Origin of the sequence: Cryobacterium inferilacus (assembly GCF_019599185.1) — a bacterium.
Taxonomy (GTDB): domain Bacteria; phylum Actinomycetota; class Actinomycetes; order Actinomycetales; family Microbacteriaceae; genus Cryobacterium; species Cryobacterium inferilacus.
This window is the reverse complement of record NZ_JAIEUL010000001.1, coordinates 203,705-229,642: the sequence shown is the minus strand read 5'-3', so window position 1 is coordinate 229,642 and position 25,938 is coordinate 203,705. Positions and strand designations below refer to the sequence as shown.

The 25,938-nt window shown below is 68.2% G+C and carries 23 protein-coding genes; 16 read left to right on the top strand and 7 right to left on the bottom strand.

The window, feature by feature from the left end:
- Nucleotides 1–211 precede the first annotated feature (211 nt).
- Genes K2F54_RS01075 through K2F54_RS01065 form a run of 3 tightly spaced genes read left to right on the top strand, consistent with a single transcriptional unit; the run spans nucleotide 212 to nucleotide 2,048 of the window.
- Nucleotides 212–862 carry a hypothetical protein gene (locus K2F54_RS01075; protein WP_220603982.1) on the top strand — a complete coding sequence of 217 codons (651 nt, stop codon included), beginning with the start codon at nucleotides 212–214 and terminating at the stop codon, nucleotides 860–862.
- Nucleotides 859–1,452: a hypothetical protein gene (locus K2F54_RS01070; RefSeq protein ID WP_220603981.1), complete on the top strand. Its 594-nt coding sequence runs from the start codon at nucleotides 859–861 to the stop codon at nucleotides 1,450–1,452. Before K2F54_RS01075 ends, K2F54_RS01070 begins: the two co-directional genes overlap by 4 nt.
- Nucleotides 1,449–2,048, top strand: a complete 600-nt coding sequence (locus K2F54_RS01065) for a hypothetical protein (protein ID WP_220603980.1) — start codon at nucleotides 1,449–1,451, stop codon at nucleotides 2,046–2,048. The genes K2F54_RS01070 and K2F54_RS01065 overlap by 4 nt, the downstream gene beginning before the upstream one ends.
- An 11-nt stretch (nucleotides 2,049–2,059) precedes the next feature.
- On the opposite strand, the gene K2F54_RS01060 is transcribed toward K2F54_RS01065, so the two are convergent.
- From K2F54_RS01060 to K2F54_RS01040, 5 genes are all read right to left on the bottom strand, one after another.
- A complete protein-coding gene (locus K2F54_RS01060; RefSeq protein WP_220603979.1) occupies nucleotides 2,060–3,325 on the bottom strand; it encodes a hypothetical protein in 1,266 nt (421 codons plus the stop codon).
- 26 nt (nucleotides 3,326–3,351) lie between these two features.
- Nucleotides 3,352–5,043, bottom strand: coding sequence for a dipeptide ABC transporter ATP-binding protein (locus K2F54_RS01055; RefSeq protein WP_220603978.1), 1,692 nt, complete (start codon nucleotides 5,041–5,043; stop codon nucleotides 3,352–3,354).
- Nucleotides 5,040–5,921, bottom strand: a complete 882-nt coding sequence (locus tag K2F54_RS01050) for an ABC transporter permease (protein WP_220603977.1) — start codon at nucleotides 5,919–5,921, stop codon at nucleotides 5,040–5,042. The genes K2F54_RS01055 and K2F54_RS01050 overlap by 4 nt, the downstream gene beginning before the upstream one ends.
- Nucleotides 5,918–6,838: an ABC transporter permease gene (locus K2F54_RS01045; RefSeq protein ID WP_374107256.1), complete on the bottom strand. Its 921-nt coding sequence runs from the start codon at nucleotides 6,836–6,838 to the stop codon at nucleotides 5,918–5,920. The genes K2F54_RS01050 and K2F54_RS01045 overlap by 4 nt, the downstream gene beginning before the upstream one ends.
- An 80-nt stretch (nucleotides 6,839–6,918) precedes the next feature.
- Nucleotides 6,919–8,586, bottom strand: coding sequence for an ABC transporter substrate-binding protein (locus tag K2F54_RS01040; protein WP_220603976.1), 1,668 nt, complete (start codon nucleotides 8,584–8,586; stop codon nucleotides 6,919–6,921).
- Between the two features lie 121 nt (nucleotides 8,587–8,707).
- On the opposite strand from K2F54_RS01040, the gene K2F54_RS01035 reads away from it, so the two are divergent.
- The 5 genes from K2F54_RS01035 (at nucleotide 8,708) to ndk (ending at nucleotide 15,206) form a co-directional block, all read left to right on the top strand.
- Complete coding sequence (locus K2F54_RS01035) at nucleotides 8,708–9,322, top strand: TetR/AcrR family transcriptional regulator (protein WP_220603975.1); 615 nt, start codon at nucleotides 8,708–8,710, stop codon at nucleotides 9,320–9,322.
- A gap of 281 nt (nucleotides 9,323–9,603) precedes the next feature.
- Complete coding sequence (gene ileS, locus K2F54_RS01030; protein ID WP_220603974.1) at nucleotides 9,604–13,029, top strand: isoleucine--tRNA ligase; 3,426 nt, start codon at nucleotides 9,604–9,606, stop codon at nucleotides 13,027–13,029.
- Entirely contained in the window at nucleotides 13,022–14,392 is a 1,371-nt protein-coding gene (locus K2F54_RS01025) for a bifunctional folylpolyglutamate synthase/dihydrofolate synthase (RefSeq protein ID WP_220603973.1), read from the top strand. The genes ileS and K2F54_RS01025 overlap by 8 nt, the downstream gene beginning before the upstream one ends.
- The gene (locus K2F54_RS01020; protein WP_308287441.1) at nucleotides 14,389–14,730 is read left to right on the top strand and encodes a DUF4233 domain-containing protein; all 342 of its coding nucleotides are present in this window, start codon (nucleotides 14,389–14,391) and stop codon (nucleotides 14,728–14,730) included. Before K2F54_RS01025 ends, K2F54_RS01020 begins: the two co-directional genes overlap by 4 nt.
- A 56-nt stretch (nucleotides 14,731–14,786) precedes the next feature.
- Nucleotides 14,787–15,206, top strand: a complete 420-nt coding sequence (ndk, locus tag K2F54_RS01015; protein WP_088456374.1) for a nucleoside-diphosphate kinase — start codon at nucleotides 14,787–14,789, stop codon at nucleotides 15,204–15,206.
- Between the two features lie 85 nt (nucleotides 15,207–15,291).
- On the opposite strand, the gene K2F54_RS01010 is transcribed toward ndk, so the two are convergent.
- Nucleotides 15,292–15,891: a vitamin K epoxide reductase family protein gene (locus K2F54_RS01010; protein WP_220603972.1), complete on the bottom strand. Its 600-nt coding sequence runs from the start codon at nucleotides 15,889–15,891 to the stop codon at nucleotides 15,292–15,294.
- 279 nt (nucleotides 15,892–16,170) lie between these two features.
- Here K2F54_RS01010 and K2F54_RS01005 point away from each other — a divergent pair, with 279 nt between their 5' ends.
- The 4 genes from K2F54_RS01005 (at nucleotide 16,171) to K2F54_RS00990 (ending at nucleotide 22,287) form a co-directional block, all read left to right on the top strand.
- On the top strand, nucleotides 16,171–18,864 hold the full coding sequence (locus K2F54_RS01005; protein WP_220604143.1) for an Rne/Rng family ribonuclease: 2,694 nt from the start codon (nucleotides 16,171–16,173) through the stop codon (nucleotides 18,862–18,864).
- A 103-nt stretch (nucleotides 18,865–18,967) separates the two neighbouring features.
- Complete coding sequence (locus K2F54_RS01000; RefSeq protein ID WP_220603971.1) at nucleotides 18,968–20,005, top strand: permease; 1,038 nt, start codon at nucleotides 18,968–18,970, stop codon at nucleotides 20,003–20,005.
- Between the two features lie 4 nt (nucleotides 20,006–20,009).
- On the top strand, nucleotides 20,010–20,813 hold the full coding sequence (locus K2F54_RS00995) for a TIGR03943 family putative permease subunit (protein WP_220603970.1): 804 nt from the start codon (nucleotides 20,010–20,012) through the stop codon (nucleotides 20,811–20,813).
- Nucleotides 20,814–20,817: 4 nt separating this feature from the next.
- Complete coding sequence (locus K2F54_RS00990) at nucleotides 20,818–22,287, top strand: WD40 repeat domain-containing protein (RefSeq protein WP_220603969.1); 1,470 nt, start codon at nucleotides 20,818–20,820, stop codon at nucleotides 22,285–22,287.
- A gap of 16 nt (nucleotides 22,288–22,303) precedes the next feature.
- Here the strand turns inward: K2F54_RS00990 and K2F54_RS00985 are convergent, their stop codons facing one another.
- Complete coding sequence (locus K2F54_RS00985) at nucleotides 22,304–22,588, bottom strand: DUF4031 domain-containing protein (protein ID WP_220603968.1); 285 nt, start codon at nucleotides 22,586–22,588, stop codon at nucleotides 22,304–22,306.
- 222 nt (nucleotides 22,589–22,810) lie between these two features.
- Here K2F54_RS00985 and rplU point away from each other — a divergent pair, with 222 nt between their 5' ends.
- The 4 genes from rplU (at nucleotide 22,811) to proB (ending at nucleotide 25,863) form a co-directional block, all read left to right on the top strand.
- Nucleotides 22,811–23,119, top strand: a complete 309-nt coding sequence (gene rplU / locus K2F54_RS00980; RefSeq protein WP_066595881.1) for a 50S ribosomal protein L21 — start codon at nucleotides 22,811–22,813, stop codon at nucleotides 23,117–23,119.
- Between the two features lie 18 nt (nucleotides 23,120–23,137).
- A complete protein-coding gene (gene rpmA, locus K2F54_RS00975; protein ID WP_066595878.1) occupies nucleotides 23,138–23,395 on the top strand; it encodes a 50S ribosomal protein L27 in 258 nt (85 codons plus the stop codon).
- A gap of 84 nt (nucleotides 23,396–23,479) precedes the next feature.
- On the top strand, nucleotides 23,480–25,063 hold the full coding sequence (obgE, locus tag K2F54_RS00970) for a GTPase ObgE (RefSeq protein ID WP_220603967.1): 1,584 nt from the start codon (nucleotides 23,480–23,482) through the stop codon (nucleotides 25,061–25,063).
- Complete coding sequence (proB, locus tag K2F54_RS00965) at nucleotides 25,060–25,863, top strand: glutamate 5-kinase (RefSeq protein WP_220603966.1); 804 nt, start codon at nucleotides 25,060–25,062, stop codon at nucleotides 25,861–25,863. The genes obgE and proB overlap by 4 nt, the downstream gene beginning before the upstream one ends.
- Nucleotides 25,864–25,938: the final 75 nt, after the last annotated feature.

Sequence of the window (25,938 nt, the reverse complement as noted above, 5' to 3'; positions counted from 1 at the left end):
CCCTCATGGTCGCACCCGCCACCGACACTCGCAGCCCTCATAGAGCAGGTGTGGAAAAGGCATCTGACCGGCCGCTTGTGGAGGAGTGGCGTCGCTCTCGGGTGGAGGAGCGGGGATCTGGTGGTAGCCGTTTGGCCTGGCGCGGCAGGCAAGAGGATCCCGCTCGGTACTATGGCCCCATGACCACCCTTCTGCGCAGCGGCCACACCAGGTGACGGCGACCCCGCCACGGGCGCGCCGCTCCTGGCGGCAGGGTACGCGGCACCTGTACGACCGACTGCCGACACCGTGGCTCCTCACCGGCATCACGACACTGCTCCTCGGGGTCTCCGCGCTCTTCGGTGGTCTCGACGACGCCCCGGTGCAGGCCGCGCCGGTGATCACACCCGGAGCCACGCACGTCGGGTCGGAGCTGACCGTGACCGTCGACCAGGCTCTCCTGATCGACGCGTTCCCCGAGCAGTACATCACGCCCGAAGCGGGCAACAGGCTGCTCGTGGTTCGAGCCGTAGTGGAGAACACCACGACCGAGCCGCGCCGGTTGAGCCCGGTCGAAACGGACAGCGTCGGCGTCGACGGAGTGCCGGGGCTGCCGGACGCGGCAGTGCCGCTGCGCATCCTGGTGATCGACGACGGCAGTGACCTCGTGGTCGTGCAGCCGGGGGTGCCCGTCGAGCTTGCCTACGTCTGGGAGATCGACGGCGCCGACCTGGCCGCGGGCGACACGATCACGGTCACCCTGCTCGACCGGGTGTACATCAGCGAGGGTCGCCTCACTCACGGTGGACTCTACGACGACCCCGTAGTCGCGGCGACTCTCGACCTGGTTCTGGACGACGTGGGAGCGGGGGTGTCCGAATGACCGGTCCCGTCCCGCGCTGGCGTCATGCGGCCAACGGCGTGACACTGGTCGGCATCCTGGCCGTCGCCGCTGTGGTGCTGCACACGGCGCCCGACCGGGATCTTCAGCAGTCACCGATCATCGTCGACGGCGTCCTCGGTGAGCGGGCCAGCGGACGCAACATCGCCGCCACCGTGCATTCCGTGGCTGTGACGGAAGCAGTGACCGCCGGAAACGGCTGGGCAGGGGGCACCTCGGGGGTGTGGGTTGTCGTCGACGTCTCGGTCGAGGCGGTGGTGAGCGATCAGCGTGCCGTGCTCGGAACGGCCGTACTCAGGGTGGGCGACTCGGGCTTCAGCGCCTCCACCCGACCCGGAAAGGCCACCGTCGCCTCGACCAGCCTGGCCACCGGTATCCCATTGACCGGACCGCTCATGTTCGAACTCCCGGCAGATGTCGCGACGGGCGCGTCGGCCGCACACGCGACGCTTGAACTCGCGGCGAACTCCGACCCGCGGGTTGACTCCCAGATCGTCGTTCCCCTCGACCTGACCGGAGACGACCTGCAGAAGAGCATCACGGTGACCTACCCGAAGTGGGGCGCAGAATGACCCGCGCACACGTACGACCGATACGGCGGATGCTGCGCCCGGGCTGGTTCAGGCAGAACCGGGCGGCCCTGCTCGCCGTGGCCGTGCTGCTGCCGGCGACGCTCGGGATCATGTTCGCCTACCAATGGCTGGGCTATTTCGAGCAGTGGCCGAGCAGGCCGGTGGATGTGGCGGCGGGGGACACCGTGCAGTACGGCCGCTCCGAGTGGCAGATCGAATCGACGGACAGGTACGCGGCAGACAGCGTCGGGGGAGTCGAGCGCGACCTGCCCGCAGGCACCGACCTGATCGTCGTCACCGTGCGGGTCGTCCCGAGCAGCACGGGATCCGACGAGGATCACGATCTGTGCGCCGTTCGGCTGGAAGAGACCGGGGGTGGAAACCTGCCCCGCAGCTGGGCCAACGCCTCTGGCGGGGCTGTCCCGCTCGCCGGCACCGCGCCCGAACGCACCTCCTGCAGCCGGGAGCTGCGAACCCCGTACACCTTCGACGCGCAGTTCGTGGTGCCGGCCGACACCGGCGACTGGGCCGCACTGACCCTGGGTATCTCCGTGAACGAGGAACTTCCCGAGTACGCCAGGTTCACGCTCGACTGACCCGGGCAGCCTCAGACCGATGCGGCGGTGGCAGGGTCGGCGAGCCCCGCCGCCCGGCGCCGCTCGCCCAGCCGCCGCAGGCAGAAGTCGTAGCCGGCGGCGATCAGGCAGATGCGCAACGGCTCGAGCAGCACCTCGATACCGAAATCGAGCGCCCCGTCGACGTTCATCCACCACAACGCGAGGTCGTGCGCACCCAGCAGTCTGGTTGCGCCGAACGACAGCCACGCGCCGGACGCCTCCAGCGCCGTATAAGCGAGAACGAAGATCCCCATCGGCACGACGCCGGCACGCCAGACCAGGGTCAGGGCGTTCGCGAGAGGCTTCCACCGGCTGACGAAATCGCCACCGACATCCGCTACCCGGCGCGACACCGCGCTCGGCACCCGGGCGTAGCCGGTGCGTACCCTCTCGGCGTACCTGTTCTGCGGCACGCGGAGCGCCAGGGGCCCGGTGGAGAGGACCCGACCATAGACGATGCCCGCGAGCGCGAGCCAGGCGACAGGGAGCAGCACCAGTGCGCCGGCCTCACCGATGGCCCAGCCGATGGCGTCCCACACCACGCCGATCGGGGTGAACAGATCGCCCAACCAGCCGCGCACGTCAGCCACCCAGTTCGTGGCCGCCCGGCTCGACAGCCACGAATCGAGTTCGTCGCGGTAGTTCATGATGAGGAACAGGGTGAGGTAGACCCAGACCGCCTCGAGGTACACCGTCAGAACGGGGGTCCAACGCGGCAACCTGTCGCTGTAGCGCTTGAGGAGGTACCGTCCGGTGAGGGCCACGACGATGGCCGCGGCTGATGCCCAGTTGAGCTGGATGTCCAACACGCCCACAGCGGAGTCGTCGGCGTCGAAGAAATTGATCTTCTCCAGCGCGGAGGCCGCGTACTGCAGAACATCCTCCTGCAGGAACTGCCAGGCCGCGTAAAAGGCGAAAAACGGCAGGATGCTGGCCAGGAACAGGTCCTGCATGCTCGGCCGGGCCGGTTCCGGCTCTCCACCGGTGCGATCGATGGCGTCCTCGCCGTGCGTCGCGAGTCTGTCGAACGCCGGCATGCCAGGCCGCAGCACGAGGAACATGCCGATGAAGCTCGCCAGCCGGGCGAGGATCGCAACGGGCATGATCAGGAACGCACCCAGGGTGTTCGTCGTGCCGACGAAGCCGGCGACCTCGATGAGCAGGTACCGCGCCAGCCAGCCGGCCAGATACAACGCCAGAAGGACCGGCCAGCGTGAGGCTGCCAGGCGAAGCGTCGAGGTCACGATGGAGAACACAGGGCTCAGCGTAGGGTATGCCAGCCTCAGATCAGACGGGGCACCGCACTGAGCAGCGCCTGGGTGTACGGATGCGCCGGCGCGGTGAACACCTCAGCGGCCGGGCCGGATTCCACGACGCGACCGTTCTGCATCACGGCCACCCGGTCGCTGACGTGCTGGATGACGCCGAGGTCGTGGGAGATGAACAACAGGCTCAGCGACAGCTCGCGCTGCAGCTCGTCGAGCAGGTCGAGCACCTGCGCCTGCACGCTGACGTCGAGTGCGGAGACGGGTTCGTCGCAGATGAGGATGCGGGGGTCGGAGGCCAAAGCCCTGGCGATGCCCACGCGTTGGCGTTGGCCGCCGGAGAGATCGGTGGGCCGGCGCTCCAGCAGGGTCTGGGCCAGGCCGACGCTGTCCAGGAGGGTGGCCACCCTGACGGCCGTGCTGCGCCGGCCCGGCGTTTCCGGGCCGCTGCCGGCAGCGGCCGCAACGGCGTGCTGAAGGATCTCCCGCACACTCAGGCGGGGGTCGAACGATCCGAGGACGTCCTGGTACACGGCGCCAACGAGCGGGCGCCTGGCCCGGCGTTCGCGTTCGGGCAGCGTGCTCCACGGCTCGCCGAACAGTCGTACCTCGCCGGAGTCGGCGGCCGTGAGTGCGAGGGCGAGCCTGGCAGTGGTGGTCTTGCCTGAGCCGGACTCGCCGACGATGCCCAGGGTGCCCCCGCGCGGCAGGGAGAACGACACGTCGTCCACCGCCAGGTGGGTGGTGCCGTGTACTCCGCGAAAGGACTTGGTCAGGCCGATGCCCGCAAGGGCCGGAACCGGTTCAGGGGTGGACGGGGCCGAGACCGTGGTCGGCGCCGTGCCGCCGGCGGCCCCGGTCGGTGTCGGGGCGAGCCGGGAGCCGCGGGGCTTGTCCACGGGAACCGCGGCCAGCATCCGCCGGGTCTCCGGGTGCTCAGGGGCGCCGAGAACGTCTGCGGCGCTGCCGGTCTCCACGATGCGGCCGTTGTGCATGACTGCGATTCGGTCGGCGATCCGGCCGACCACGGCGAGATCGTGGCTGATCAGCACGATGGCGGTGCCCTGACTGCGCACCTGGTCGAGCAGCGCCAGCACCTGGGCCTGGACGGTCACGTCCAGCGCGGTCGTGGGCTCGTCGGCGATCAGCAGCGGGGGATCGAGCGCGAGGGCCGCGGCGATCAACGCGCGTTGGCGCTGCCCGCCGGAGAGCTCACCCGAGCGCCGGCCGGCGTAGAGGTGCGGGTCCGGCAGTCCGACGGCCTCGAGGATCTCGAGCACCCGACGGGTGCGTGCGGCAGCGTCGAGGCGGGTGTGCAGGCGCAACGAGTCGCCGATCTCGCGCACGATCGGTCGCAGCGGGTCGAGCGACGCGAGAGCATCCTGCAGCACCAGGCCCACGTCCCGACCGCGTCGGCGGCGCCAGGCCGCCTCGCTCAGTCCGAGCACCGATTCCCCGGCGAGGCTCAGTTCATCGGCGTTGACCCTGGCGGCGCTGCCGGCCAGGCCGAGGAGGCTGCGCGCGGTGACGCTCTTGCCCGACCCGGATTCGCCGACGATGGCCAGGCATTCGCCTGCGCGCACCTCGAAGGAGATGCCGCGCACGGCGTCCTCGCCCGTGGGATCGCCGAAACCGACCCGCAGGTTCTGCACCCGCAGGGCGAGGGCGGGGTTGGGCCGGCGTGCTCCGACCTGTTCTGCGGCGCTCATGCGTGCCTCATCCGTCGTTCGATCGAGCGGCCGAGGGCGGTGGCGCACACCGCCGTGAGAACGATGAACAGGCCGGGGAAGAAGCTCATCCACCAGGCCGAGGTGATGTAGGTGCGCCCGGCGGAGAGCATCGCGCCCCATTCCGCGGCCGGTGGTTGCGCGCCCAGCCCGAGGTAACTCAGTGCTGCCGCCCAGACGATGGCCTGGCCGACTCCGAGGGTGCCCAGTACCAACAACGGTGCGAGGGTGTTGGGCAGGATGTGCCGGGTGAGGATGCGGCCGCGGCTCAGGCCCTGCACGGTGGCGGCCTCGACGAACGCCGACGAGCGCACCCGGATCAGCTGGGCCCGGATGATGCGCGCGTACCCCGGTGCCGTGGAGAGCCCCACCGCGACGATGGCGCTGCCGGGTCCAGGGCCGAAGACCAGAATGAAGAGCAGGGCGAGAAGCAGCCCGGGGAACGCGAACAGCACCTCGAGGAACCGGTTGACGGTGAAGTCCACCGCGGCGCCCAGGGTGCCGGCGACAACGCCCAGGATGGCGCCGAGACCCAGCCCGATGAGAGTGGCCGCGAGGCCGATCAGGAAGGAATCCCTGGCACCGTCGATCACCCGGGTGAAGATGTCCCGCCCGGACTCGTCGGTGCCGAATAAGTGCGACCACGACGGCGCACCGAACGCGGCCAGCGGGTCGATGGCGAGAGGGTCGCCTGGGGCGAGGAGACGAGGTGCGACGGCCGCCGTGAGGAGGAACGCGGCGAGTAGCCCTGCGGCCAGTTCCACGGCCGTGACCCGACCGGGGACACGGCCACGGCGGGTGGCGCGGTCGCCGTCGCCGGGCTGGGTACCGGCGCTCAGCTGGATTTCGAGTTCGCTCATGCGTCGGCTCCGGTCGGCGTGCGGATGGGTCGCGGGTCTGTCAGACGCGAGGCGAGGTCGGTCAGCACGGTCATCAGGATGTAGGCCAGCGCCACGATCATCACGACCCCGACGACAACGGGAACGTCGCGCACGGTGACGGCGTTGAGCAGGGTCCGGCCCAGGCCGGGCCGGGCGAAGATGGTCTCCACCACGACCGCGCCGCTGATCAGGGAACCGAACGCCCAGCCGGACAGGCTGATCGCCGGCAGGGCGGCGTGTCGTAGGGCGTGCCGCCAGAGCACCCCGCGGTCGCTCTCGCCCCTGGCCCTGGCCGAGAGCACGAACGGGGACTCGAGCGCGATGGTCAGGCTCTCGCGCATCACCTGGCCGAGGAAACCCGCCAGGGGAATGGCCAGGGTGATCACGGGCAGGACGAGGCCGCGCGCATCCATTGTGCTGATCGGCGGCAGCACCCCCCACCAGACGCTGAAGACCACGATGAGCGTGGTGGCCAGCCAGAAGTGCGGCAGAGCCGCGGCCACGATCTCCAGACCGGAGCCGATCTGGCGGGCGAGGCGGCCGCGACCGGTCGACCAGGTGGCCAGCAGGAGCGCGATCAGCCACGCCACGGTCAGTGCGAGCAGCGCCAGAATGAGCGTGCCGCCGAGCTGGCTGAACACCAGCGGTCCCACGTCCATGTTCAGGGCGTATGAGCGGCCGAGATCGCCCGTCGCCAGGCGGCCCAACTGGCTCAGGTACTGCAGCAGCACCGGCTGGTCGAGGCCGTACTCTGCTCGCACGGCGGCGAGTGCCTCAGGTGAGGTCTGCGACCCCGGCCCGCCGAGGATGGCCTCCGCGGGGTCGCCCGGAATGAGGCGCACGGCGAAGAAGGTCACGGTGGCAACGGCCCAGAGAACCAGCACCCCGCCGACCAGTCGGCGAAGCAGGACGACGCCGAGCAGGCGCCGCCGCCCCGCGACGGCGACGGCGCCAGGTCGGATGCTCCTGGGCGTTGTCAGCGGTTCAACCAGGTGTCGTAGAACGTGGGTGTCGACACGGTGGGCAGGGCCCGTGCGCCCTCGACGGCGGAGCTGAGCAGGAAGTGGTTCTGCTGGTCGTAGAGCGGCAGGATGTAGAAGCCTTCCAGCACGATGTCCTGCGCGTCTGCGTACAGCGCGGCGCGGGTGTCTGCGTCGTTCGTCGCATTCGCCTGGGCGAGCAGAGCATCCAGTTCCGGGTCGTTCAACTGGGCGTGATTGGCGAAGTAGCCGCTGGGAGCCGGAACGATCCCGGCCGAGTCGAACAGGATCCTCAGCACGTCAGGACCCACCTTGGTGTACGGGGCGCTGACCGCGTCGTAGTCGTTGGAGCCGAGCGCGGTGTACCAGCTGGCGAGGTCGAGGCGGCTCAACTGCACGTCGAACCCGGTTTCCTTGGCCGTGGCCTGGATCTGCTCGAAGAGGGACTGCTCGGCGGGAATGGACTGGTTGGTGCTCACCGGGAACACAACGGTGAGCCGCACGCCGTCCTTCACGCGGTAGCCGTCGGCATCCGTTTCCGACCAGCCGGCCGCGTCGAGCAGGTCGGCGGCGGCGTCGGGGTCGTAGTCGAACAGGTCGGGGCGGGAAGTGCCGAGCGGCTCGACGCTGGAGAGGGCGGAGTACGAGCGTTCCGCGCTGCCCTGGAACAGGGCGGTGACGGCGTCGTCGACGTTGGCGGAGCGGATGAACGCCTCACGCACGGCGGCGTCGTTGAACGGCGCCTTGCCCGAGTTCAGTTCGATCCGGTTGGATGCCCCTGGCCGTGGGGCGTCGAGGTGCACGATGGACTCGCTGGACTCTGCCTGGCTGATGGTGTCCGGCTGAGCGTTGTCGATCACGTCGACCTCGCCCGCCTGCAGCGCGGCGTAGCGCGACGCGGAGTCGGGGATGAAGCGCCACACGATGCTCTCCAGGTAGGCAGCGCCCTCGTGGGCCGCGTCCTGGGGCGGGGAGGTGTAGTCGTCGTTCCGCACCAGGGTGATGGCGTTCTGCTTCACCCAGGAGTCGACGATGAACGGTCCGGTGCCCACGGGGGCGGCGCAGTTCTCGTCCTGGCTGCGCTCCAGGGCGGTGGGGGACTGGATGGCCAACCACGGCTGGGACAGCGACTCGAGCAGTGCCGAATCGGGTTCGGCCAGGGTGAGGCGCACCACGGAGTCGGAGACCGCCTCGGTTCCGGTGACCTTGGCCAGGGCCAGGTAGCCGGTGGAGGAGCCCGTCGCGGGGTCCTGCAGGTGGGCGACATTGGCCTGCACGGCCGCGGCATCCAGCGGCGTGCCGTCGGTGAAGCTCACGCCGTCCCGGAGAGTGAACTCCCAGCTGAGCCCGTCCGGGCTGACGGTCCAGCTGTCGGCCAGCCACGGGATGACGTCTCCGTCGGCGTTCAGCGACACCAGGGACTCAAGGAATTGGCTGGCGACCAGTGCCTGGGGGTAGTTGCCACCCACGTGCGGGTCGAGGCAGGTCGGCTCGGCGTCGCCGGAGGCGTAGGTGAGCGTGCCTCCGCTGGCCGGCGTGCTCGCGTCGCCGCCGGGGGATGCGCTCGTGCAGCCGGTCAGAACGAGGCCGACGGCGGCGGTGGCGGCCACCAGGGCGAGGGTGACGGGGCGCGGGGCGAAGCGAACGGTTCCCTGACGGGGCATGCTGGTGTCTCTTTTCACGAGGGAGGTGACGTTTCACGAGGGAGGTGATGGCTGTATGCCATTATTGGACTCGATCCAATAACTGGATGCATCGAGTCCCATCGTAGAACACCGGAGGCGCATGTCGGATTCACGTGCCGTTGGTCGTCCCCGCGGGTCCTCCAGGGCCATGCTCGAGGAGGCCGCGGCCGAGCTGTTCCTCGAGCAGACCTATGCCAAGACCACCGTCGGCGACATCGCCAGGCGAGCCGGCGTGAGCCGCAACACCTTCTTCAACTACTTCACCGCCAAGAGCGACCTGCTCTGGGTGGATGTCGACGACGGTCTGGCAACGCTGCCGGCGGCACTGGCCGCCTGCGACCGTTCCGCGCCGGTCACAGAGTCGGTCCGCCAGGCCCTTCTGCGCGTCGCCGCCGGCTTCGGTCCAGGGCGGGTGCCCTGGTCCGTCACCCACGACCAGGTCATGGCGACGACCAGCGAGTTGGCGGCATCCGCCCTCGCCCGGTTGCTGGTGCAGGCCGGACTGGTGCACGAGTTCGTCGGCGCCAGACCCGGACACGCCGTCGACGCCGATCCGGTCGGACGGGCCTTCTCGACGGCCGTCGTCGCGGCCGCCGCGACCGCTGCGGCCGAGTGGGCCGCGGCCGGGGTGGGGCGCGGCGACCTCGGCCCGTACGTGGACGTCGCCATCTCGCCGGTGTGCGCGGGATTCGCCACGGTGCTCGACCCGGCCTGATCTGCATCTCACCCACCTGCCCCGGGAGGCGTGCGGCCCTGTAGTATTAATCGACATTGATCCGGCTATCACCGGGGAGTTTTCGGAAGAACGTTGGCAGTCTGCCCCGGCAGGAAGCCCGCCAGTAGAGCCGAACGGGTCGGGCCCGTCACAGCCTTAGTACGAGCGGTCGTTCGCTCTCGAGGGAACGGCAAGCGAGGTGGTACCGCGTTACGTCCTGTCGGGGCGGGCGTCCTCGTGGAATAGGCCAGCGGATCAACACCGCCTCGTCCAGGAGAAGCATGACGTACCCGCAGCAGCCCACAGACAACGCGTTCGGCCTGCCCGCCGCCGACCCCGCCAGGGACACAGCGGTCGTTCCCTCACCGAACTTCCCGCAGATCGAGACCGAGGTACTGGACTTCTGGGAGAAAGACGGCACCTTCCAGGCCTCCATCGACAACCGCGAGGGCGCCCAGGAGTGGGTCTTCTACGACGGCCCGCCCTTCGCCAACGGCCTGCCGCACTACGGTCACCTGCTCACCGGCTACGCCAAAGACCTGTTCCCGCGCTTCCAGACCATGCGCGGCAAGCAGGTGCACCGCCGGTTCGGCTGGGACACCCACGGCCTGCCCGCCGAGCTCGAGGCCGAGCGCAAGCTCGGCATCACCGACAAGAGCCAGATCGAAGAGATGGGCCTGGCCGCGTTCAACTCCGTCGCCCGCGAATCCGTGCTGGAGTACACCAAAGACTGGGAGAAGTACGTCACCCGTCAGGCGCGGTGGGTGGACTTCGAGAACGACTACAAGACCCTCGACATCAGCTACATGGAGTCGGTGATCTGGGCGTTCAAGGAACTGCACACCAAGGGCCTCGCCTACGAGGGCTACCGGGTGCTGCCGTACTGCTGGCGTGACCAGACCCCGCTGTCCAACCACGAGCTGCGCATGGACGACGACGTCTACAAGATGCGCCAGGACCAGACCGTGACGGTCACCTTCCCGCTGGTCGGCGCCAAGGCCGAAACCCTCGGCCTCACCGCGGTGCGCGCGCTGGCCTGGACCACCACCCCGTGGACCCTGCCCACCAACCTCGCCCTGGCCGTCGGCCCCGAGATCGTCTACGCCGTCGTCCCAGCAGGGCCGGGCGGCACGCCGGATGCCGAGGTGCTGCGTGAGCAGGCCGGCGCCGCTGCGGCGACCACAGAGGTGCTCGGTGGCGAGTACCTGCTGGCCATCGACCTGGTCGGCAGCTACGCCAAGGACCTGGGCTACGAGAGCGCCGCAGACGCCACGGCCGCGATCAGCCGCACCGTGCTGGGCCGTGACCTCGAGGGGGTCTCCTACGACCGCCTGTTCGACTACTACGCCGACGAGAGCGAGTGGGGCACGCAGAACGCCTGGCGCTTTGTGGTCGCCGACTACGTCACCACCTCCGACGGCACCGGCATCGTGCACCAGGCCCCCGCCTACGGTGAAGAGGACCAGATCGTCTGCCGCGCGTACGACATCCCGGTGATCCTCTCCCTCGACGACGGCGGCAAGTTCCTGCCCGACGTCACCGAGGTCGCCGGTCAGCTCTGGAGCGACGCGAACAAGCCGCTCACCCAGCTGATCAAGGCGCAGGGCCGGCTGCTCCGCCAGGCCAGCTACGAGCACTCGTACCCGCACTGCTGGCGCTGCCGCAACCCGCTGATCTACAAGGCCGTGTCGAGCTGGTTCGTGCGCGTCACCGACTTCCGCGACCGTATGGTCGACCTCAACCAGGAGGTCAGCTGGGTACCGGAGAACGTCAAGGACGGCCAGTTCGGCAAGTGGATCGGCAACGCCAGGGACTGGTCGATCAGCCGCAACAGGTACTGGGGCTCACCGATCCCGGTCTGGAAGAGCGACAACCCCGCCTACCCGCGGGTGGACGTCTACGGCTCGCTCGACGAGCTCGAGGCCGACTTCGGCGTGCGCCCCACCGACCTGCACCGCCCGTACATCGACGCGCTCACCCGGCCCAACCCCGACGACCCCACCGGGCAGTCCACCATGCGCCGCATCGAGGATGTCCTCGACGTCTGGTTCGATTCCGGCTCGATGCCGTTCGCCCAGGTGCACTATCCGTTCGAGAACCGGGAGTGGTTCGACTCGCACAACCCGGCCGACTTCATCGTGGAGTACATCGGCCAGACCCGCGGCTGGTTCTACCTGCTGCACGTGCTCTCCACCGCCCTGTTCGACCGGCCGGCGTTCAAGAACGTCATCAGCCACGGCATCGTGCTCGGCAACGACGGGCAGAAGATGAGCAAGTCGCTGCGCAACTACCCGAACGTCAACGAGGTCTTCGACCGCGATGGCTCCGATGCCATGCGCTGGTTCCTGATGAGCTCTCCTGTGCTGCGCGGCGGCAACCTCGTCGTCACCGAGGAAGGCATCCGCGAGGGCACCCGCCAGCTGCTTCTGCCGCTGTGGAGCACCTGGTACTTCTTCTCCCTCTACGCCAACGCCACCGGCTACACGGCCACCTGGCGCACCGACTCGACCGACGTGCTCGACCGCTACCTGCTGGCCAAGACCCGCGACCTCATCGAAGACGTCACCGGCGACCTGGAACGCCTCGACAGCACCCTCGCCTCCGCGCGCCTCCGTGACTTCGCCGATGTGCTCACCAACTGGTACGTGCGCCGCTCCCGCGACCGGTTCTGGGGCGGAGTGGCCGCAGACGGCACCGGAGCCGACGCCTTCGACACGCTCTACACGGTGCTCGAGACCGTGACCCGGGTCGCCGCGCCCCTGCTGCCGCTCGTATCCGAACGCATCTGGCAGGGCCTCACCGGCGGGCGCAGTGTGCACCTCACCGACTGGCCGGACGCCACGGTCTTCCCCGCCGACCCCGGCCTCGTCACCGCCATGGACCAGGTGCGCCTGATCAGCTCCACCGTGCTGTCGCTGCGCAAGAAGGCGGGGCTGCGAGTGCGCCTGCCACTGGCGAACCTCACCGTCGTCACCACCGACACCGCTGCCCTGGCCGGCTTCGCGGGTATTCTGCGCGACGAACTGAACGTCAAGGCCGTCACCCTGGTCGAGCAGCAGGCCGACAGCGCAGAGAGCTACGGCATCACCTCCAAGCTCACGGTCAACGCCCGTGCCGCCGGCCCACGCCTGGGCAAGCAGGTGCAGCAGGTCATCAAGGCCGCGCGCACCGGTGACTGGTCAGAGACGGATGGCGTCGTCACCGCCGGCGGCATCGCCCTGGTGACGGGGGAGTACGACCTGGAATTGCAGGCCGCCTCGACGTCCACCGACGCCGAATCCGTCCTGAACAGCTCGGCCCTCGCCCTGCTGGCCGGTGGCGGTTTCGTGCTGCTCGAGACGGGCACCACGCCCGAACTCGAGGCCGAGGGCCTGGCCCGTGACCTGATCAGGGCCGTGCAGGACACCCGCAAGTCCGCCGGATTCGCGGTCAGCGACCGCATTCGACTCGACCTGGTCTTCGTCGACGACGCGGATGCGGCCACCTTCGCCCTGGCCAGCAGCGTCGACGTCGCCGGTGAGACCCTGGCCACCCGCTTCAGCACGCACTCCGCACCGGCCGATACCGCCGGCACCCCCGCCGAATGGCTGCCGGGTCTGACCGGCTCCGTCGTGGAACACTACGTTCGCTTCGAGGCCGACCACTACGCGAACCACGGGCCGGTCATCGTTGCCGTCGCCCGCGAAAGAGGAACCATCAATGTCTGACGACTACTACCCCGACGAATTCCGCGACGCCGGCGACGCCGTACTGGCGGCGCTGCTCGAGCGGGTGGGGGAGAACGCACCCCAGCCCAGGCTGCAGGCCACCAGGCGGGCCGTTGAACTGCTGGGCGACCCGCAGAACTCCTACCCGATCATCCACGTGACCGGCACCAACGGCAAGACCAGCACCAGCCGCATCATCGAGAGCATCCTGCGTGCATACGGTCTGCGCACCGGCCTGCTGGTGAGCCCGCACCTGGTGCGACTCAACGAGCGCATCGTGATCGACGGTCAGTCGATCAGCGACGAGGCGTTGGCCGCGAACTGGTCCGACATCCAGCCCTATTTGGGCATGGTCGATGCCGAATTGGAGACGGCGGGCCAGGAGCCCCTGACCTTCTTCGAGGCCCTCACCGTGCTCGCCTTCGCCTGTTTCGCGGATGCGCCCGTCGACGTTGTCGTGCTCGAAGTCGGCATGGGCGGCGAATGGGACTCCACCAACGTGGCCGACGGCCAGGTGGCCGTGTTCACCCCCATCGCCCTCGACCACACCAAGCGGCTCGGCGACACCATCGCCGAGATCGCTCGCACCAAGTCGGGGATCATCAAGCCAGCGGCCGCCGTCGTGACCGCCGCGCAGCTGCCGGAGGCCATGACCGAGCTGAGCCGGGCAGCCGAGCTCACCGAGTCGACCCTGGCGGCCGAGGGCGGCGACTTCGCCCTCCTGGCCAGTCACGTGGCCGTCGGCGGCCAGCTGATCTCCGTGCGCGGTATCGCGGGTACCTACTCCGAGTTGTTCCTGCCGCTCTACGGCACCCACCAGGCGCAGAACGCCGCCGTGGCCATCGCGGCCGTGGAGTCGTTCCTCGGTGCCGGCAGTCAGGCGCTGGTCGAAGACATCCTGGTCGAGGGCCTCGCCACCGCCACCTCGCCGGGGCGCCTGCAGTTGGTCGGCATCGAACCGACCGTGCTCGTGGATGCCGCGCACAACCCGCACGGCGCCCTCGCCCTCACCGCGGCACTGCAGAGCTACTTCAACTTCGACGAGATCGTCGTGGTGATCGGCATCCTCGCCGACAAGGACGCCGCCGGCATCATCGAGGCTCTGCGCCCCATCGCCACCAGGTTCCACGTCACCCAGTCACACTCCGAACGGGCGATCGCCACCGACGATCTGGCCGATCTGGTCAGCGACCACGTCGGCGACGCCGACACCCACCGGTTCGGCGACCTCGCCCAGGCCCTGGATGCCGCGCGCGGCTGGGCGCAGGACGAGCCCAAACGGGCCGTTCTCGTGGCCGGCTCGATCACCCTCGTCGGTGACGCCGTGGCGTTGGCCGACGCGGGGGACTGGATGACCCCGTGAGTGCTCGCCGCGCGTCCTCTGTGCGGCGTTCGCTCGCCTCGATCGTGCTCGGTTTCGAGCTGGTCGTGGTGTTCCTGGGCACCCTGGTGGTCTTCGGTCTCAGCGATCTGCCGGCCTGGGTCACGCTCGGCGGCGGCGCCGTGCTGTGCCTGATCATGGTCGCCACGCTCGGGTTGCTACGGTACAACTGGGCCTATGCGATCGGCTGGGGAGTCCAGGTCGTCGTTCTCGCCACCGGATTCCTCACCCCCGCGATGTTCTTCGTCGGGGCACTCTTCACCGGCATGTGGGCCTACTGCATGATCACCGGGGCACGCATTGACAGACAGAACAGCTAGCCGGCCACAACGGCCGACCAGCCACAACAGCTCGACAGAGCGCACAAGGAGAACTCATGACGAACGTTCAGGAAACACTCGTATTGGTCAAGCCCGACGGCGTGGCCCGCAACCTCTCCGGTGAGATCCTTCGCCGCATCGAGGCGAAGGGTTACTCCCTCGTCGACATCAAGCTCGTGCAGGCCGAGCGTTCGCTCCTCGCCGAGCACTACGCCGAGCACGCCGGCAAGCCGTTCTTCGAGCCGCTCGTGGAGTTCATGGAAAGCGGGTCGATCCTGGCACTCCGGGTCGCAGGCGACCGCGTGATCGAGGGCTTCCGCGCCCTCGCCGGCACCACAGACCCCACCACCGCCGCTCCCGGAACCATCCGTGGCGACCTCGGCAGGGACTGGGGACTGAAGGTTCAGCAGAATCTCGTCCACGGCTCGGACTCGCCGGAGTCCGCCGCCCGCGAGCTGGCCCTCTGGTTCGCCTAGAAGTCGTTCCCGCCGCGCCGAAAGCCCCGAAAACCCACGTTGGTTTTCGGGGCTTTTCTCATGGGCCGGCACGGGCGGAACGTCCCTAGAGACGGTTCAGGAAGTCCATCTCGAGCTGGGCCACCGTGGCGGCGGCGAGGTAACAGGCGATGGTGATCACGAAGATCCAGGAGTACAAGCCGGCAGCGAGGCGACGGACACCGGCAGGGGCCGGGATGATTCCGGTCTTGAGGTTGTAGAGGGTCACGGCCAGGAACACCGGGATCGTCACCGCCCACGTGACCATGCACCACGGGCAGAGCACGTCGAGCACGAAGAAGCTCTGCCCCATCAGCCAGATCACGAAGACGAGCGCCCCGGTCACGCCCAGATTCAGGCCCAGCCAGAACCAGCGTGCCAGTCGGGCGCCGGCGAGGAGCGCGGCTCCGATGGTGATCACCACGCTCCATCCGGCGACACCGATGAGCGGATTCGGGAACCCGAACAACTCACCCTGCCAGGAGCCCAGATTCGTGCTGCATCCGACCAGGACGCTGAAATTGCAGGAGAGCTGCGCGGACGGATCCTGCAGCATCGTGAACTTGTCCAGAGTGAGCGCGAAAGCGGCCGCGATACCGATGCTTGCGGCGATGATGAGGAAGACTGCAAGGCCGATGGGAGGCTTTTTTGACGCGGTGTGGGGCACTTGGCGATTATGTCACGGGGCGCGCACGCGACCCTGGGAATGCGTGCGATAATCGTAAGCAGTCGTTTGAGCCGCGCTCAAACCGATGCCATAAGGCTTAATGGGCGGCACTCGCCCAGATTCATTGGTCGTAGACCAAAGGTATTAGCAACCAGAGCCAAGAGCCGGTTGCAGGACGCAATAGAATTCGCGGGGTTTTCGCGCAAGCGAAATCGTCGCTCGAGAGAGTAGCCGAGTGGGTGGCGCGGTCACCCACAGCGGTCAAGGAGCGCACCAGTGATGGTGGAAGACAACGACAACAAGAAGCGCAAGGGCCTCTTCGGCACTCGCAAGACAACCAGAAAGGTTCAGCCGGCGCCGCAGGTCACACCGGACACCGGTCCGCAGGACTCGGCTCCGCTTGCGCCCTCGGTGGTGGACGTGGAGGCGATCGAGGCGGACGCCGTCGACCAGTCCGTCGCGTTCCCCGCGCTGCCCACGCCATTCGACGAAAGCGTCGAGGTCGTGCGCCGCCCGACGACATCCCTACTCTTCCAGGCCCCGGCGATCCTGCCGGCTCCGGTTCGAACCGGCGGACGCGTGCTCGACGACGAGGATGACGACGCCGAAGAGACCTCGACGGTGCGCCGTCGCGCCCGACGACGCACCGGCGACGAGGGCCGCGGCGACGACCCCGCCAATACCGTCGTCCGGGTACGGGCCACCCGCGAACCCGAACTCATCACCGAACCGCAGCGGATCAAGGGTTCCACGCGGCTCGAGGCCAAGAAGCAGCGCCGCCGTGACGGTCGTGACGCCGGCCGCCGCCGTCCCGTCATCACCGAGGCCGAGTTCCTCGCCCGCCGCGAGTCCGTCGACCGCGCCATGGTCGTGCGTGCCAAGCACAACAAGATCCAGATCGGCGTGCTCGAAGACGGCGTGCTGGTCGAGCACTACGTCGCCAAGAACCAGGACGCGTCGCTCATCGGCAACGTCTACCTGGGTCGGGTGCAGAATGTCCTGCCGAGCATGGAAGCCGCGTTCGTCGACATCGGCCGCGGACGCAACGCCGTGCTCTACTCCGGTGAGGTCGACTGGGATGCCGCAGCGGTCAATTCGCCCGGCGGCAGCCAGACGCGCCGCATCGAGCTGGCCCTCAAGCCCGGCGACAAGGTCCTCGTTCAGGTCACCAAGGACCCGGTCGGGCACAAGGGCGCGCGCCTCACCAGCCAGGTCTCGCTGCCCGGCCGGTACCTCGTCTACGTGCCCAACGGGTCGATGAACGGCATCAGCCGCAAGCTGCCAGACACCGAGCGTGCCCGGCTGAAGAAGATCCTCAAGGAGGTCCTGCCAGACAACGTCGGCGTCATCGTGCGCACCGCCGCCGAAGGCGCGACCGACGAGCAGCTCACCCTCGACGTGAACCGCCTCACGGCGCAGTGGGCGTCCATCGCCAAGCAGGTCGACACCGTCTCCGGTCCAGCCCTGTTGCACTCGGAGCCCGACCTGCTGATCAAGATCGTCCGGGACGTCTTCAACGAGGACTTCCACAAGATGGTCATCTCCGGTGACGACGCCCAGGAGGTCATCGAGTCCTACCTGCGTCAGGTGGCCCCCGACCTCGTCGAGCGCGTACAGCGCTACGAGGGCGAGCGCGACGCGTTCGACGAGTACCGCATCTCCGAGCAGATCGAGAAGGCTCTGGACCGCAAGGTCTGGCTGCCCTCCGGTGGATCCCTCGTCATCGACCGCACCGAGGCGATGACCGTCGTCGACGTCAACACCGGCAAGTTCGTCGGGTCCGGCGGCAATCTCGAAGAGACCGTCACCAAGAACAACCTGGAAGCCGCCGACGAAATCGTGCGCCAGCTGCGCCTGCGCGACATCGGCGGCATCATCGTGGTCGACTTCATCGACATGGTGCTCGAGTCCAACCGTGACCTCGTGCTGCGTCGACTGGTCGAGTGCCTCAGCCGGGACCGTACCAAGCACCAGGTGGCCGAGGTCACCTCGCTCGGCCTCGTGCAGATGACCCGCAAGAAGCTGGGCCTGGGCCTGCTCGAGTCGTTCAGCGAAAACTGCGAGGCCTGCGCCGGCCGTGGAATCGTCATCCACCACGATCCCGTGATCAAGCACCGCCAGACCGCCCAGCCGGCCCAGGAACGTCGTCCGCGCAGCAAGTCGAACGGCAACGGGAACGACAACGGCCAGTCCGGTTCACGCAACGGCGGCGGTGGTGGCAACGGCCACTCTGCCGCTGCGCAGACCGACGCCGCCAAGGTCGGCCACGGCACCCACGGCATCACAGAGGACGCCAAGCACGCCCTCGCCCTGATCGCGGCGCGCACCATCACCCGGTCGCTCACCGGTTCCATCCCGGTCGTCGCACCGACCGAGCCGCCGGTTGCCGACGTGGCGACCGCCGCGCACGGGACAGAGGCCGACCCTGCACACCCGGGACCCGCAGAGGCAGAGGCGGCCAGCGCGACATCCGGCCGCACCGAGTCGGATGACAGCGGATCGCCCAGCACGGCGACCACCTCCACCGGACGCTCCAACCCGCGGGGTAACCGCGGTCGATCCGGCAACCGTTCCGGCCGGCCGCCCGCCAACGATGCACCGACGGATGCGCCGACCCGCGCCGCCGACGAGGCCGCCGCCGCAGACGCCACTGCCGCAGACGCCACTGCCGGAGAGGGCACCACCGCGCCGGCAGCAGACGAGGCACCCCGCGTGCCGGAGGCCGCCGTCCACGCGCAGGCATCGGAGCCCGCGGCCGTCGAGATCCTCGACATCCCGCTGACGATGTCCGCCCGCAACCGGCGCCCGGTGAGCAAGCAGGTCACCGACCAGCTGCTCGACTCGGTGCTGGACTCCCTGCCGGAGCCCAAGCAGCCAGGTCAGGGGCGCTCCCGCAGCCGTCGGGTCAGCACGGCAGGCGGACCCGCAGCGACGGTGCAGCCGATCGTGAGCCCGGCCGAGGACGCCGGATAGGCCCACGCCCGGCCCTCGGCCGCGCTCGATGAAGCGGCACCACCCTCCGGGGTGGTGCCGCTTCGTGCGTTCCCCGCCGCCGAGGCTCGGTTAGGCTGGGTCGATGCACACGGATCGGGGGTCAATTCGCCGTGTGCCCACCGGTCTGATTGTCGGGATCGTCCTGGTCGCGCTGGCCTTCACCGTGCGTGCCCTGAGTCCCGCCTTCGAGGGGTGGGGGCTCTCCGATCGCACCCAGGACACCGTCACCCTCGCCCTCAGCGTCATCATCGAGTCGGCGCCGTTCGTCTTCCTGGGCATCCTGCTGTCGACGGTGGTGCAGGTCTGGTTGCCGCACGGCTTCCTCCTGCGCTTCCTACCCAGGCAGCCCATTCTCCGCCGGGCGGCCATCTCCCTGCTCGGCATGTTCTTCCCGGTCTGCGAGTGCGGCAACGTACCGCTCGCCCGCGGATTCATGGTCGGCGGGTTCACCGTGCCTGAATCGATCACCTTCCTGCTGGCAGCGCCCATCCTCAACCCGATCACGATCATCACGACCCACCAGGCGTTCGGGTTCGGCGACGGCATCCTGATCACTCGCATCGTGGCCGGTTTCGTCATCGCCAACGTCATCGGCTGGCTGTACAGCAGGCACCCGGACCCTGACAGCCTGCTCACGCCGTCGTTCGCCGCCAGCTGCGCCCGGCCGACCGGCGCCGGCGCAGACCACGACCACGCGCACGATCACGGCCGGCCACAGAGCAAGGTCCAGACCTCCGTCGACCTCTTCGCTCGCGAAACCGCTGTCATCATGCCGGCGTTGTTCGTCGGGTCCCTCGTCGCCGCCCTCACCCAGGTGTTCGTTCCGCGATCGGTCCTGCTGGCACTCGGCAGCAACCCGGTCTGGTCGGTGCTGGCGATGATGGCCCTCGCGTTCATCGTCGCGGTCTGCTCCAACGTCGACGCCTTCTTCGTGCTGTCGTTCGGCAACACCTTCATGCCGGGTGGCATCGCCGCCTTCCTCACCTTTGGAGCCATGATCGACGTCAAGATGCTGGCGCTGATGCGCACGACCTTCACCACCCGCACCCTGGTGCAGATCACTGCGCTCGTGGCCCTGATGAGCGCCGCGGCCGGATTGCTGCTGAACTATGTCGGCTAAGCGGATGCCAGACTCCCACCTGGCCACTGACCGAGACACCACACCCGCCTGGCCGGCGCGCGTGGCCGAACGGTGGCGCGGCATCGGTCTGAGCCTGATCGTCGTCGTCGCCACGGTCTGGCTCGGCGTCACCGGCCAGCTCGGCCTCTACATCCACCCGAGGTACTTCGGTTTCACCCTGGTCATGGCCGTCCTCGGCCTCGCTTTCGTGGTGGCGTCCTTCTTCTTCCCGGCCCTGGCCGCCACCGAGCCCGCAGCACGCAGCTCCCGGCGCCGCCTCCTGCTCTCCGTCGCCGGCAGCGGGGTGCTGCTCGTCATCGCCGCTGTCACCGTTCTGGCACTGCCGCCGGCAACGCTCACGAGTGCCACGGCCACGCAGCGCGAGATCAACTCGGGTGGGCTGGACACCACCGAGGCCGCGGAGCAGGCCGCCACCCTGGTGGGAACGGGGGACTACGAACGGCTCAGCGTCAAGGAATGGGTGTCCCTGCTGGCCCAGTCCGACGACCCCGCGCTCTTCGCCGACAAGACCGCCAGCCTCACCGGCTTTGTGCTCCCCGACGCCGACGACCCGGACAACGTGTTCTACGTCGCCAGGTTCGTGGTCACCTGCTGCGCCGTCGACGCCCAGCCCATCGGTGTTCCGGTGTACCTGCCTGGCTGGTCCAACAACTACAGCACCGACGACTGGGTCGAGGTGACCGGCACGTTCACACCCAATCCGAGCGGCACGGCGCAGGCCTCCCTCGCGGTCGAGCCCACGACCATCGACGCCGTCGAACAGCCCAGTGACCCGTATGTCTACTGAGCGGATGACTGAAGGCCAGCCGACGACCGGCCGGAGGTCAGCCAGGGGGACCGCAGACACCATCCCGACCGACCGGCAGGAGCAGGACCGGCGATTTCGGCGCACGCTGGCAACCCTCCTGGTCGGCCTCCTCGTGGTCTGCCTGGGGCTCGTGGCCGTCAATGTGCTCAACGGTCCCCGGCTGACCGGCAGCACCGTCGACACCGCCGCGGTCGTGTCCAAGGCCAATCAGCGCCTGGTCCTCGATACCAACCAGCAGCTGAACGACGTCTCGGCTGACCAGGTGACCGTGACCCCGGCCAGCGCCGTGTCCGTGCAGACCTCGAACGACACCCTCGTGATCGTGTTCTCCCAGCCGTTGGACTACGACACCGAGTACACCGTCGACGTCACCGGCGTCACCGGACCGTTCGCCGAGCGGGTGTCGACCCTGAGCACGTCCTTCCGCACCGACGAGTCCCCGATGTACGTGCTGACCAGGGCGCCAGCCATGCCGGGGGCCGCGACCAAGGACCCCGACCGGATCGTGCGCACCGCCGTGGGAACGGCGGAGACGACCGAGGTGTTCACCGCTCCGTACATCCAGGCCTTCGTGCCCACCGGCGACGAACTCGTGGTCGTGACCCTTGCCGACGACCTCACCAGCAGACTCAACCTCGTCGCCACAGACGGTAGCTCGGCCGAGCTCACCCTGCCGGGCACCGGCACCGTGCAGAACCTGCAGGCCTCGCGCGTGTCGGCCACCGTCGGATTCACCTTCAGCAGCGTGCCTGGGGCCCCTGGCACCGTCTACGACAACACCCTTTTCCTGCTTGACCTCACCCAGGGCACTCTCGCCACGGTCGACGGGCTCGACGGCGAGCCCGTGCAGGCGATCAGCTGGGGCTTCATGCCGAACCGTGCCGAATTGGTCGCCCAGGTCTTCGACACGACGCTGCTGCTGGTCGATCCGCGCACCGATGACGCGCCGATCCCGATCGGGCAATTCCCCAATCTCAACGCCTTCGCGCCTGACGGCGTGCGCATCGCCGTCTCCGATCAGGAGCGCCAGTATGTGCTCGACCTGTCCACGGGCACCGAGAACGCCATTGAAGCTCAGGATGTGGCCGGCACCACGCCGTACACCGCCGAACTGCACTTCCTCACCGGGGGAGAGGGCTACGTGCAGCGGGTCGCCGAGTTCGACCAGGCGACCGGCCGCATCGTGCAATACCTCACCCTCGTCACCGGCGCTGCCGGAGCGGAGTCCAGCCGGGTAGTCTACGAACCGGCCCTGGCCAACGAGACCATCGTGGGCTTCAGTCTCTCGCCCAACGACCAGTACCTGGCCATCCAGACCGTGCCGAACAGCGACACCCAGGTGAGCGACGAGTACCCGGTTGATCCGCAGGCCACCACGACCACGACGGTGTTCGTCGAGCTCGACAGCGGCGCGATCACCCGCAGCATCGTCGGCATCGACGCCACCTGGTGATACGGCCGGCCGCGGCTCACCGGATGGGTGGGTGTGCGCGACGTTCCGCACCGCTCACCCGCAGGCCGCTGGCGCGTAACCGGGTGACGAGCCCGCGGAAGTCGACGGGTTCGGCGCCGGCCGCCACGAGGCTGTCGTACCTGGCCTGGGGCACGTCGTAGTGATCGCGGTCGAACCCGCGCCGCGGGATGTCCTGCGCGGCGGCGAACGCGTGCAGCTCCTCCAGTGAGGAGTCGCTGACCAGGTGGGACCAGAGCGTTCCGTGCGCCGGCCAGGCCGGCTGGTCGATCAGTATGCTCATGAAGTGAGTTTAGGGACTGGCCGGGCACGACACGCGGGGCCGACATGGTTTGACCGGGGCATTCCGATCAGCTAAAGTCGAGTGTTGGTGTGCGAAGGACTATGTCCAGGTAGCGCCCAAGGTTTTCTGACGTGACATGGTCCGACTTGGTCCATGGGCACTCGGTAACTTTCCATCATAGGAATCGGAGCCCCCGGGGTTCCCCAGAGATAGGTACGTAAAGTGGTTTACGCAGTTGTGCGCGCCGGTGGGCGGCAGGAGAAGGTAGAGGTCGGGACCATCGTAACGATGGACCGAATCAAGGCTGACAAGGACGGCAACGTCGAGCTGGCCGCCGTGCTTCTCGTCGACGGCGACAAGATCACCTCTGACTCGACGTCGCTGGCCAACGTCAAGGTCACCGCCGAGGTCCTCAACGACCTCCGCGGCCCGAAGATCGTCATCCAGAAGTTCAAGAACAAGACCGGTTACAAGAAGCGTCAGGGGCACCGTCAGGAGCTCACTCGCGTTCAGGTCACCGGCATCGCCTAGGCCCGAGGAGAATAACTAATGGCACACAAAAAAGGCGCGAGTTCCACTCGCAACGGTCGTGACTCCAACGCGCAGCGCCTCGGCGTGAAGCGCTTCGGCGGTCAGGTTGTCGGCGCGGGCGAGATCATCGTCCGTCAGCGTGGCACCCACTTCCACCCCGGCGTCAACGTCGGCCGTGGCGGCGACGACACCCTCTTCGCCCTCGAAGCCGGCTCGGTCGAGTTCGGCGCCAAGGGCGGCCGCAAGGTCGTCAACATCGTGGTAGCTGCCGCTTAGGCATCCACACAGCTTTTCAGCATGAGGGCGGGCTTCGGCTCGTCCTCATGTTTGTTTTTATCGCCACCTGAAAGGGGCATTCCCATGGCCACGTTCGTTGACCAAGTCACGCTCCACCTGCGAGCGGGCAACGGAGGAAACGGTTGTGTCTCGGTCAAACGCGAGAAGTTCAAGCCTCTCGCCGGACCCGATGGTGGCAACGGGGGCAGCGGGGGCGACATCGTCCTCGTCGCCGACCCGCAGGTGACGACCCTGCTCGCTTTCCACCGCTCCCCACACCGCAGTTCCGCCAATGGCGGGCCCGGCATGGGTGACCACCGCGCGGGGTACAGCAGCGACGAAATCGAACTCTCCGTGCCGCTGGGCACTGTCGTCAAAGACGCGGAGGGCAACGAGCTCGCCGATATGACCGAGCCCGGCTACCGCATCATCGTGGCGCCCGGAGGTCAAGGCGGACTGGGCAACGCCGCTCTCGCCTCGACCAAGCGCAAGGCGCCCGGCTTCGCCTTGCTCGGTACCCACGGCTTCGAGGGCGACGTCTACCTCGAGCTCAAGACGGTGGCGGATGTCGCCCTGGTGGGCTACCCCTCGGCGGGCAAGTCCAGCCTGATCGCCGCGATGTCGGCGGCCCGGCCCAAGATCGCCGATTATCCCTTCACCACCCTCCAGCCCAATCTCGGCGTCGTGGATGCTGGTGAGGTGCGCTACACCGTCGCTGACGTGCCCGGCCTCATCGAGGGCGCCAGCGAGGGCAAGGGCCTCGGTCTCGAATTCCTCCGACACGTTGAGCGGTGCACCGCGCTGCTGCACGTTCTCGACTGCGCCACGCTCGACCCGGGCCGCGACCCGATCAGCGACCTCGACGTCATCCTGGGCGAACTCTCCGCTTACCCGGTTCCGGATGGCCAGACCCCTCTGCTCGAACGTCCGCAGCTGATCGCACTGAACAAGATCGACGTGCCTGAGGGCCGCGAACTCGCCGCCTTCGTCAAGGCCGAACTCGAGGAACGTGGCTACCGGGTCTTCGAGATCTCCACGGTCAGTCACGAGGGTCTGCGCCAGCTGAACTTCGCCCTGGCCGAGACCGTCGAGGCCGGCCGTGTCTCCAGCGCCGAAGCCGCGGCTCTCAAGCCGCGCATCGTCATCCGGCCCAAGGCGGTCGACGACAGCGGCTTCATCGTGCGTGTCGAGGGCGGCTCGTTCGGCAACATCTTCCGCATTCTCGGCGCCAAGCCGGAGCGTTGGGTGCAGCAGACCGACTTCAAGAATGACGAGGCCGTCGGCTTCCTCGCGGACCGGCTTGCGAAGCTGGGTACAGAGGACGAACTGTTCAAGGCCGGCGCCGTTGCCGGTTCGACAGTCGTTATCGGGCCCGGCGACGGCATGGTCTTCGATTGGGAGCCCACACTCACCTCCACGGCCGAGCTGATCACCGCCCCCCGCGGAACCGATAGCCGGATGGATGACTCCAAGCGTCGCACCAGCAACGAACGGCGCGAGGAATACCTCAAGCGCATGGATGCGAAGTCCGCAGCCCGGGCCGAGCTCATCCGGGAACGCGAAGCCGGTATGTGGTCCACCGGTGAAGAAGAGTACAACGGCAGCGACGGTGAGGTCACGGAGAACAACGCCGCGCGCCGGCGCACGAAGGACGGCGGCTCCGAATGAGCGCACACGAGCGGGCTCGGATCTCCAGGGCCCGGCGGATCGTCGTGAAGGTGGGGTCGTCCTCGATCACCGGAGACCGTGTCGACCAGATCGGCCCTCTCGTCGAGACCTTGGCGGCCACCCACGGCCGTGGGGTGGAGGTCGTTCTGGTCTCCTCTGGCGCTGTGCCCAGCGGCATGCGTCACCTCGGCTTGGAAGAGAAGCAGGTGGACCTGGCCACTCAGCAGGCTGCTGCCTCCGTCGGCCAGAATGTGCTCGCCGCGATCTACCGCGAAACCCTGGGCCGTCACGATATCTTTGCCGGCCAGGTTCTTCTCACCGAGGGGGACCTGCTCGACGAACCGCACCGCAGCAACACCCGCCGCACCATCAACCGTCTTCTCGACCTGCGCACCCTGCCGATCGTGAACGAGAACGACACTGTGGCCACCCACGGTCTGCGATTCGGCGACAACGACCGCCTCGCCGCCATGTTGTCCGTGCTGATCAGGGCCGATCTTCTGCTGCTCCTCAGCGACATCGACGCGCTGTACACCAAGCCCCCGCATCTGCCAGGTGCGGTGCGGATCGAGGACATCGGTTGGGACCAGCCGTTGGACGGCATGGAGTTCGGCAAGAGCGAATCGGGTGTGGGCACCGGCGGGGCCGATACCAAGGTGACGGCGGCCAGGCTTGCCGCTGCGGCAGGCACTGCTGTGCTGGTCACCGCAACTCCGCTTGCCGCGGACGCGCTGCGTGGGGAACACGTGGGTACGTGGTTCGAGCCGTCTCCGCAAGCTCCTGGTCGTATTCTGCTGTGATCAAGCCCACAGTCATCAAGCGACGCGTCATGGAAGCACCCGCGCGTCAGCCGCACGCACTCGTCCCGGCTCTCG

Coding starts and splice junctions, on each gene's coding strand:
- K2F54_RS01070 (WP_220603981.1), top strand. CDS start 859: ATGACCGGTCCCGTCCCGCGCTGGCGTCATGCGGCCAACGGCGTGACA.
- K2F54_RS01065 (WP_220603980.1), top strand. CDS start 1,449: ATGACCCGCGCACACGTACGACCGATACGGCGGATGCTGCGCCCGGGC.
- K2F54_RS01055 (WP_220603978.1), bottom strand. CDS start 5,043: ATGAGCGCCGCAGAACAGGTCGGAGCACGCCGGCCCAACCCCGCCCTC.
- K2F54_RS01050 (WP_220603977.1), bottom strand. CDS start 5,921: ATGAGCGAACTCGAAATCCAGCTGAGCGCCGGTACCCAGCCCGGCGAC.
- K2F54_RS01040 (WP_220603976.1), bottom strand. CDS start 8,586: ATGCCCCGTCAGGGAACCGTTCGCTTCGCCCCGCGCCCCGTCACCCTC.
- K2F54_RS01035 (WP_220603975.1), top strand. CDS start 8,708: ATGTCGGATTCACGTGCCGTTGGTCGTCCCCGCGGGTCCTCCAGGGCC.
- ileS (WP_220603974.1), top strand. CDS start 9,604: ATGACGTACCCGCAGCAGCCCACAGACAACGCGTTCGGCCTGCCCGCC.
- K2F54_RS01025 (WP_220603973.1), top strand. CDS start 13,022: ATGTCTGACGACTACTACCCCGACGAATTCCGCGACGCCGGCGACGCC.
- ndk (WP_088456374.1), top strand. CDS start 14,787: ATGACGAACGTTCAGGAAACACTCGTATTGGTCAAGCCCGACGGCGTG.
- K2F54_RS01005 (WP_220604143.1), top strand. CDS start 16,171: ATGGTGGAAGACAACGACAACAAGAAGCGCAAGGGCCTCTTCGGCACT.
- K2F54_RS01000 (WP_220603971.1), top strand. CDS start 18,968: ATGCACACGGATCGGGGGTCAATTCGCCGTGTGCCCACCGGTCTGATT.
- K2F54_RS00995 (WP_220603970.1), top strand. CDS start 20,010: ATGCCAGACTCCCACCTGGCCACTGACCGAGACACCACACCCGCCTGG.
- K2F54_RS00990 (WP_220603969.1), top strand. CDS start 20,818: ATGACTGAAGGCCAGCCGACGACCGGCCGGAGGTCAGCCAGGGGGACC.
- K2F54_RS00985 (WP_220603968.1), bottom strand. CDS start 22,588: ATGAGCATACTGATCGACCAGCCGGCCTGGCCGGCGCACGGAACGCTC.
- rpmA (WP_066595878.1), top strand. CDS start 23,138: ATGGCACACAAAAAAGGCGCGAGTTCCACTCGCAACGGTCGTGACTCC.
- obgE (WP_220603967.1), top strand. CDS start 23,480: ATGGCCACGTTCGTTGACCAAGTCACGCTCCACCTGCGAGCGGGCAAC.
- proB (WP_220603966.1), top strand. CDS start 25,060: ATGAGCGCACACGAGCGGGCTCGGATCTCCAGGGCCCGGCGGATCGTC.